1 protein-coding gene is annotated in these 9,307 nt (G+C 72.9%); it reads right to left on the reverse strand.

From position 1 onward, the window contains the following. Positions 1–12: 12 nt before the first annotated feature. Complete coding sequence (locus ACLWS4_RS02940; protein ID WP_416873263.1) at positions 13–9,279, reverse strand: type I polyketide synthase; 9,267 nt, start codon at positions 9,277–9,279, stop codon at positions 13–15. Positions 9,280–9,307 lie beyond the last annotated feature (28 nt).

Below are 9,307 nucleotides of genomic sequence, written 5' to 3' on the forward strand. Positions count from 1 at the left end.
CACCGGAGATCATCACGACGCCCCCAGTTCCTTGTTGATGAAGTCCAGAACCTCGTCGGCCGAGGCTTCGTTGAGCTGTCCGGCCACGGTCTGCCGGGTGACGGCGGCGCCACCGTCCTCCGCGCCGGCACCGGGGGCGCCGCGCCGCATCCACCGGGACAGCAGGGTCTGCATGCGCTCGGTGATGTCCTGGCGCGCGTCGGCTCCCCCGTCGACGGAGTCCAGTTCGGCGGCCAGCCGCTCCAGGGTCTCCAGCACCGGATCGCCGTCGTCCGCTCCGCCGGTGCCGACCAGCTCACCTCGTACGTAGTCCGCGAGGGCGGTGGCGTTCGGGTGGTCGAAGACCATCGTGGAGGCCAGCTTGACACCGACCTCCTTGGAGAGGCGGTTCCGCAGCTCGACGGCTCCGACGGAGTCGAAGCCCAGCTCCTTGAACGCGCGTTGCGGCAGCACGTCCTCCGCCGAGTCATGGCCGAGGACCGCGGCCGCGTGACCGCGCACCAGGTCGGTCAGGACCTGGCGCTGCTCAGCGACCGGCATCCCGGCCAACCGGACTGCCCACGCGCCGACTTCCTCGGTCGTCGTGGTGACGGCGGCCTCGGCGGCCAGGACCGCACGGACCTCGGGCAGGTCCGCCAGCAGACGGCTGGCCCGGTAGAGGGTGTAGGTCGGCACGAACTGCGGCCAGTCGAAGCCGGCCACCACCATCGCGCCCTCACCGGCGTCCAGGACCTGGCCCAGCGCCAGCATGCCCCGACGCCCGTCGATGCCCTCCATGCCGAACTCGCGCAACCGGTCGCCACCCGAGCCGGCCGCCATGCCGACGCCGGCCCACAGGCCCCAGGCGACCGACGAGGCCACCAGACCACGGGAACGGCGGTCCTCCACCAACGCGTCCAGGTGCGCGTTCGCCGCAGCGTAACCGCCCAGGCCACCGCTGCCCCAGACACCCGCGCCCGACGAGAACAGCACGAACGCGTCGAGATCCCGACCTGCCGTCAACTCGTCCAGCACCATGGCGCCGCCGACCTTCGCCGACAGCAGCCGCGACAGCTCGGCCACCGACAGCTGCTCCACCGGCGTCCGCCCGCCCGTTCCGGCCGAGTGGACCACCGACGACAGCGCCGGACCCGTCGCGTCGATCGAGTCGAGCAGGCTCGCCACGGAGGCGCGGTCGGCGACGTCACACGTCACCACGTCAACTGCCGATCCACGAGCTGCGATCGAGGCCGCCAACTCCGCCACACCGGCGGCGCCCGGACCCGAACGGGACGTCAGCACCACTCGCGACGCGCCACGATCCGCCACCCACTGGGCGGTGATCGCACCCACGCCGCTCGTGCCACCCGTCACCAGCACCGAGCCACGCGGCGACCACGCCTCACGCACGACCGGACGGCCAGCGCGCACCAACCGCCGCGCCACCACACCGCCCGCACGCACCGCCACCTGGTCCTCATCCCCGACCAGGACCGACGCCAGCCGCGCACCCGTACGCGCATCCACCGTTGTCGGCAGGTCAATCAGGCCGCCCCAGCGGCCCGCCAACTCCAGCGCCGCCACGGCACCCAGACCCCACAGCTGCGCCTGCACCGGCCGCACCACATCACCCGCGACCGCCCGCACCGCACCCCGCGTGACCACCCACAGCGGAGCGGACACACCGAGCCGGCCAAGCTCCTGAACCAGCGCGAGCGTGTCAGCACCACCACGCGACACCCACGGACCCGCCTCCTCCGGCGACTCGTCCAGCGCCAGCAGCGACACCACACCCCGCAGATCGGAGCACGCGGCCACGGTCTGACCGATCCGGTCAGGACGGTCCGCAGTGACGACATCGGCACCGTGATCCGCCAACGCCTTCGCCACGACGCCTGCGTCGGTGCCGTCCCCGACCAGCAGCCACGTCCCGGCCAGGACCCCATTGGACTCGCTCACCGGCGCCCACGACACCCGGTACCGCCAGTCCGCGACCGCCGAGCCGGCCCGCTCACGGCGCCGGTAGTCGGCCAGCGCCGGCAGCACCTCACCCAGCCGGTCACCGTCGATGTTCAACGCCGCCGCCAGGCCGTCGGCGTCCCCGCCCTCGACCGCCGCCCAGAACTCGGCGTCGACGACGGAACCCTCGGCAACCTCGGCCACCGCCTCGGGCCAGTAGTGACGGTGCTGGAACGCGTACGTCGGCAGATCCACCGTCGAACCACCGCCCAGGAGCCCGGCCCAGTCGACGGGGAGCCCCCGCACATAGGCCTCGGCGAGCGAGGTCAGCAGCCGCTGGGCGCCGCCCTCGTCGCGTCGCAGGGTGCCCACGACGACCGGGGACAGCGCCTCCAGGGCGTCGCCGATCGCCGGGGTCAGCACCGGGTGCGGGGAGACCTCCAGGAACACGCCGTGTCCCGCGTCGCCGAGGATCCGCACAGCGCGGTCGAACTCGACGGTCTCGCGGAGCGACGCGTACCAGTACGCCGGGTCCAGCTCGGGGCCCGACAACCAGGCGCCGGTCAGCGCCGACACCATCGGGATACGAGCCTCGGTCGGAGCGATGCCCTGGAGAACCGAGAGGATCTCCTCCCGTAGCTCGTCCACGTGGGCGCTGTGCGACGCGTAGTCCACCGGAATCATCCGGGCACGCGGCGAATCCCCACAGGAGTCCGCCAGTTCACCCAGCGCGTCCGCATCACCGGAAACCACCGTCGCCGACGGGCCGTTCACCGCCGCGATGGAAAGGCGGGTGCCGTACGACGCGATCCTCGCCCGAACACCCGCCACCGGCTCCGCGATCGACAGCATCCCACCGCGACCAGCCAGCGCCTTCAGGGTCTTGCTCCGCAGAGCGACAACCTTGGCGGCATCGTCGAGGGAGAGAATCCCCGCGACGGCTGCCGCCGCGATCTCGCCCTGCGAGTGACCCACCACAGCGTCCGGAGCGACACCCGCCGCCTCCCACACCGCAGCCAGCGACACCATCACCGCCCACAGCGCCGGCTGCACCACATCAGCGGCCTCGAAACCGTGAAGGCCCGCCAGCACATCGTCCAACTGCCAATCCACGTAGGGCGCGAGAGCCTCGGCACACTCCGCCAACCTCGCGGCGAAGACAGGGGACGACTCGGCCAGCTCGCGACCCATGCCGACCCACTGGCTCCCCTGGCCGGGGAAGACGAACACCGTCCGGTCCACCCCCGTGGCAGCCACCGACCCGGTCACCACACCCGCCGCCGGCTGCTCGGTGGCCACCGCCGCGAGACCCGCCGCGAGCTCACTCCGCTCGCCGCCGAGCACGACGGCCCGGTGTTCCAGCGCCGCACGCGTCGTCGCCAACGACCACGCGACGTCGCCGACCGACAACTCCGGCCGCGCCAGCACGTGTTCACGCAGTCGGCCCGCCTGACCGGCCAGCGCCACCGCGCTACGACCGGACACCACCCACGCCTGGACCCCGCTCTCCAGCGCCGGGGCGGGAGCCGGGTCGCTCGGGTCGATCGCGGCCGGGGCCTCTTCGATGATCACGTGCGCGTTGGTGCCGCTGATGCCGAAGGCCGACACACCCGCTCGGCGCGGCCGCTCGCCCGCCGGCCACGCCACCTCGTCCTGCAGCAGACGGACGTTGCCCGTCTCCCAATCCACGTGCGAGGACGGCTCATCGGCGTGCAGCGTCTTCGGCAGCACCCCGGCCCGCAGTGCCAGCACCATCTTGATCACACCGGCCACACCCGCGGCCTGCTGGGCGTGCCCGATGTTGGACTTCACCGACCCCAGCCACAACGGCCGGTCCTCGAACCGCTCCTGGCCATAGGTCGCCAGCAGCGCACCGGCCTCGATCGGGTCGCCCAGCTCCGTACCCGTCCCGTGCGCCTCGACCACGTCCACGTCCGCGGCCGACAGCTGCGCACTCGCCAACGCCGCCCGGATGACCCGCCGTTGGGCAGGACCGTTCGGCGCCGTGAGACCGTTCGACGCGCCGTCCTGGTTGATCGCGCAGCCGCGCACCAGGCCCAGGACCCGACGGCCCTTGCGCTGCGCCTCGGAGAGCCGCTCCAGCACGAGCATGCCGGCGCCTTCGCCGATGCCCATGCCGTCCGCGCCCTCGCCGAAGGCCTTGCAGCGGCCGTCGGAGGCGAGCGCCCGCAGGCGCGAGAAGCCGACGAACTCGCCGGGGTCGGCCATCACCGTCACACCGCCGGCGAGGGCGACCTCGCACTCGCCCGACCGCAGCGCCTGCACCGCCTGGTGCAGCGCGACCAGGGACGAGGAGCACGCGGTGTCCACCGTCACCGCCGGGCCCACCAGGCCCAGGGAGTACGAGATCCGGCCGGAGAGCACGCTCAGCGCGTTCCCGGTGATCAGGTGGGCCTGGGCTCCCGCCTCGCCGCTCGCGGCGCCGATGTAGCCGGAGGAAGCCGCGCCGACGAAGACGCCGGTCGCGGAGCCGTGCAGCGACTTCGGGTCGATGCCGGCCCGCTCGACGGCCTCCCAGGAGGTCTCCAGCAGGAGCCGCTGCTGCGGGTCCATGGCGAGGGCCTCGCGCGGGCTGATGCCGAAGAACCCGGCGTCGAACTCCGCGGCCCCGCTGAGGAATCCGCCCTCGACCACGTAGGTCGAGCCCTCGGCGTCCGGGTCCGGGTCGAAGAGCGCGTCGACGTCCCAGCCGCGGTCGGCCGGGAAGGCGCCGATCGCGTCCCCGCCCGCCGCCAGGAGGTCCCACAGCTCCTCGGGCGTCCGGACACCACCCGGGTAACGGCAGGCCATGCCGACGATCGCGATCGGATCGGTCGACACCGCCGCCGCCGTCACGGTCTGGCCCTCGTCCGCGTCCGTGCCGAACAGCGCGGCCAGGATCTCGTCGGCCAGCGCCGAGGCGCTCGGGTGGTCGAAGATCACCGTGGACGGCAGCCGGACGCCCACGGCCGCGTTGAGACGGTTGCGGAGCTCGACGGCGGTCAGCGAGTCGAAGCCCAGCTCCCGGAACGCCCGGCTGGCCACGATCTCGTCCACGGAGTCGTGCCCCAGCACCGCGGCGGCCTGGGCCCGGACCAGTTCCACGACGGTCCGGCGCCGCTCGGCCACCGACAGGCCCGCCAGGCGCGCGGCGAACTCGCCGCGCTGCTCGTCGACCGTACGAGGGGCGGTGTCCTCCTGGGCCTCCGGAATGGTGTCCAGCAGCGGGCGCGGGCGGGCGGCCGTGAACACCGGCGCGAACTTCTCCCACTCCACGTCCGCGACCGCGATGAAGGTCTCATCGTCCGCGAGGACCTCACCCAGCGCGGTCAGCGCCCGCTGGGTGTCGAGGAAGTTCATGCCCTGCCGCAGCAGCCGGTGCGGGGTCACCCGGCCCGGCGCCTGGTCCATCGCCGCGTCCACGGCGTCCCAGTCGCGGGTGTTCCAGACACCCCAGGCGATCGATGTCCCGGGCAGGCCACGGGCCCGACGGTCCTCGGCAAGCCCGTCCAGGAAGGAGTTCCCGGCGGCGTACGCGGCGTGGTCGTTGCTGCCCCACGTGGCGGAGATCGAGGAGAACATCACGAACTCGTCGATGCCCAGGTCCGCCGTCGCCTCGTCCAGGTGGACGGCGCCGGCCGCCTTCGCGCCGACCGCCAGGGCGAGCCCGTCGCGGTCGGTGTCCTCCAGCCGTGCGAGGAACGGGGTGTTCGCCGAGTGCAGGACGGTGGACAGGCCGGGACCGGAGGCCTCGATCCACGTCACCATGCCGGTCACCTGCTCGCGCACCGACAGGTCGCACGACACGACCTCGACGGCCGAACCAGCCTGCGCCAGCGTGGCCGCGAGCGCCGCCACCCCGGGCGCCGACGGGCCGGACCGGGAGGTCAGAACCACCCTCGGCGCACCGTGCTCGGCAAGCCACGGACCGAGGACCACGCCGATCGCACCCGAGCCGCCGGTCAACAGGACGGTGCCGCGCGGCGACCAGTCCTCCGACTCGACGCGCCGGGCCTCCGCCCGTACCAGCCGGCGCAGGAACACCCCGGACGGCCGCACCGCGACCTGGTCCTCACTGCCGTCGGCGAAGACGCCGACCAGACGAGCGGCGGCATCGGCGTCCACCACCGGCGGCAGGTCGACCAGACCGCCCCAGCGGTCCGCGTGCTCCAGACCGACCGTACGGCCGAGACCCCAGACCTGGGTCTGCACCGGGCTCGTCGTCACCTCGTCCGGGCCGACGGCCACCGCGCCGCGGGTCAGCACCCACAGCGGAGCCGTGACCCCGGCCCGGCCCAACGCCTGCACCAGCTCGACGGTCTCCGCCAGCCCGCGCTGAACCAACGGGTGGTCGGCGAGCGGCGTCTCGTCCAGGGCCAGCAGCGACACCACACCGGCCACGCCCTCGGCCGGCACCGCGCCAAGCTGCTCCGGGCCAACGGCCGTCACGACCTCGGCACCCTGACCAGCCAACGCCTCGGCGACCGTCGCCGCCTCGGGGCCGTCGCCGACGACCAGCCAGGTGCCGGACAGGTCCGCCGGGCCACGAGCGGTGGAGGGCTGCCAGGTGATGCGGTAGCGCCAGTCGTCCACCGACGGCTTCGTACGGGCCTCGGGCCAGTAGCGGCGCCGCTGGAACGCGTAGGTCGGCAGCGCGACGGTCGTGCCGTCGCCGAGCACCGACGCCCAGTCGACGGGGGCGCCCTGGACGTACGCCTCGGCGAGCGAGGTCAGCAACCGCTGCGCGCCGCCCTCGTCGCGTCGCAGGGTGCCCACGACGACCGGGGAGCGGTCCTCCAGGCTGTCGGCGATCGCCGGGGTCAGCACCGGGTGCGGGGAGACCTCCAGGAACACACCGTGGCCCGCGTCGCCGAGGATCCGCACGGCGCGGTCGAACTCGACGGTCTCCCGGAGGGACGCGTACCAGTACGTCGGGTCCAGCTCGGGGCCGGACAGCCACGCGCCGGTCAGTGCGGAGACCATGGGGATGCGGGCCTCACTCGGAGTGATGCCCTGGAGAACCGAGAGGATCTCCTCGCGCAGCTCGTCCACATGGGCGCTGTGGGACGCGTAGTCCACCGGAATCATCCGGGCACGCGGCGAATCCCCACAGGCGTCCGCCAGTTCACGCAGCGCATCGGCGTCACCGGAAACCACCGTCGCCGACGGGCCGTTCACTGCCGCGATGGAAAGGCGGGTGCCGTACGACGCGATCCGGGTACGGACGCCCTCCACCGGCTCGGCGATTGACAGCATCCCGCCGCGACCAGCCAGCACCTTCAGGGTCTTGCTCCGCAGAGCGACCACCTTCGCGGCATCGTCGAGGGAGAGAATCCCGGCCACCGCGGCGGCAGCGATCTCGCCCTGCGAGTGACCCACCACAGCGTCCGGAGCGACACCGGCCGCCTCCCAGACGGCGGCGAGCGAGACCATCACCGCCCACAGCGCCGGCTGCACCACATCAGCGGCTTCAAAACCATGAAGGCCCGCCAGCACATCTTCCAACTGCCAGTCCACATAAGGCGCCAGGGCCTTAGCACACTCCGCCAACTTCGCGGCGAAGACCGGCGAGGCCTCTGCCAACTCGCGCCCCATCCCGACCCACTGGCTCCCCTGCCCCGGGAAGACGAACACCGTCCGCCCCACACCGGCGGCCGCCACCGACCCCGTGACCACACCCGCCGCCGGCTGCCCGGTGGCGACGGCCGTCAGCCCCGCCGCCAGTTCATCCCGGTCCGCGCCGAGCACGACGGCCCGGCGCTCCAGCGCCGCACGCGTCATCGCGAGCGACCACGCGACATCGCCAACCGACAACTCCGGCCGCTCCGCGACGTGTTCACGCAGTCGGCCCGCCTGACCGGCGAGCGCCGCAGCGCTCTGACCGGAGACCGGCCAGGCCGACGCCCCACCGGCAAACACCGGAAGCACCCGGGCCTCCCGCGCCTCGGGTTCGACGGCCGCCGGAGCCTCCTCCACGATCAGGTGGACGTTCGTCCCGCTCACGCCGAACGCCGACACACCCGCACGCCGCGGCCGCTCGCCCGCCGGCCACTCCACCGGTTCGCTCAGCAGCCGCACGTTCCCGGACGTCCAGTCCACGTGCGAGGACGGCTCCTCGGCGAACAGCGTCCTCGGCAGCACCTCGTGCCGCAGCGCCATCACCATCTTGATCACACCCGCCACACCGGCCGCACACTGCGAGTGCCCGATGTTGGACTTCACCGACCCCAGCCAGAGCGGCCGGTCGGCGGCACGGTCCTCAGCCTGCCCGTAGGTGGCCAGCAACGCCTGCGCCTCGATCGGGTCGCCCAGCGTCGTGCCCGTCCCGTGCGCCTCGACCACGTCCACGTCCGCCGCCGACAGCTGCGCGTTCGCCAGCGCCGCGCGGATCACCCGCCGCTGCGACGGACCGTTCGGCGCCGCCAGACCGTTCGACGCACCGTCCTGGTTCGCCGCACTCCCCCGGATCACCGCCAGCACCTGGTGGCCATTGCGGCGGGCATCGGACAGGCGCTCCAACAGCACCATGCCCGCGCCCTCGCCCCAACCGATCCCGTCGGCCTCCTCCGAGAACGCCTTCGACCGACCGCTCGACGCCATACCGCCCTGACGCCCGAACTCCATGAACGCACCCGGCGACACCATCACCGCCACGCCGCCGGCCAGCGCCATCGAGCACTCACCGGCCCGCAGCGCCAGGATCGCCTGGTGCATCGCCACCAGCGACGACGAGCACGCCGTGTCCACCGTCACCGCCGGACCGGTCAGGCCCAGGCAGTACGAGATCCGGCCCGAGGCGACCGCCGACACCGCGCCGATCAGCCGGTAGCCGTCCAGGCTCTCGTCCTCGACGGGCAGCACCGAGCTGTACCCCGACGTGTTCGCTCCGATGAACACGCCGGTCGCGGACCCGTGCAGCGACTTCGGGTCGATCCCGCCGTGCTCGATCGCCTCCCAGGAGGTCTCCAGCAGCAGCCGCTGCTGCGGGTCCATCGCCAGCGCCTCGCGCGGACTGATCCCGAAGAACCCCGCGTCGAACTCGGTCGCGTCGTAGACGAATCCGCCCTGTCGCCGGTACGTCTGCCCTCGGCCGAACGCCTCCTCGAAGGCCTCCCAGCCGCGATCGGCGGGGAAGGCGCCCACCGCGTCGACACCGCCGGCCACCAGGTCCCAGAACTCCTCGGGACCCGTCACACCGCCCGGGAACCGGCAGCCCGCACCCACGATCGCGATCGGCTCGCTCGACGCCGCAAGGAGCGCGCTGTTCTGCTGCCGGAGCCGCTCGGCTTCCTTGAGGGAGGTGCGAAGTGCTTCGACGAGCCTGTCGTTGGTCGTTTCCATGATCATGTGCTCCGAATCAACGAGGGCG

This window comes from Kitasatospora sp. SC0581, from assembly GCF_048159585.1.
In the GTDB taxonomy this organism is placed as follows: Bacteria; Actinomycetota; Actinomycetes; order Streptomycetales; family Streptomycetaceae; genus Kitasatospora.

Coding starts and splice junctions, on each gene's coding strand:
- ACLWS4_RS02940 (WP_416873263.1), bottom strand. CDS start 9,279: ATGGAAACGACCAACGACAGGCTCGTCGAAGCACTTCGCACCTCCCTC.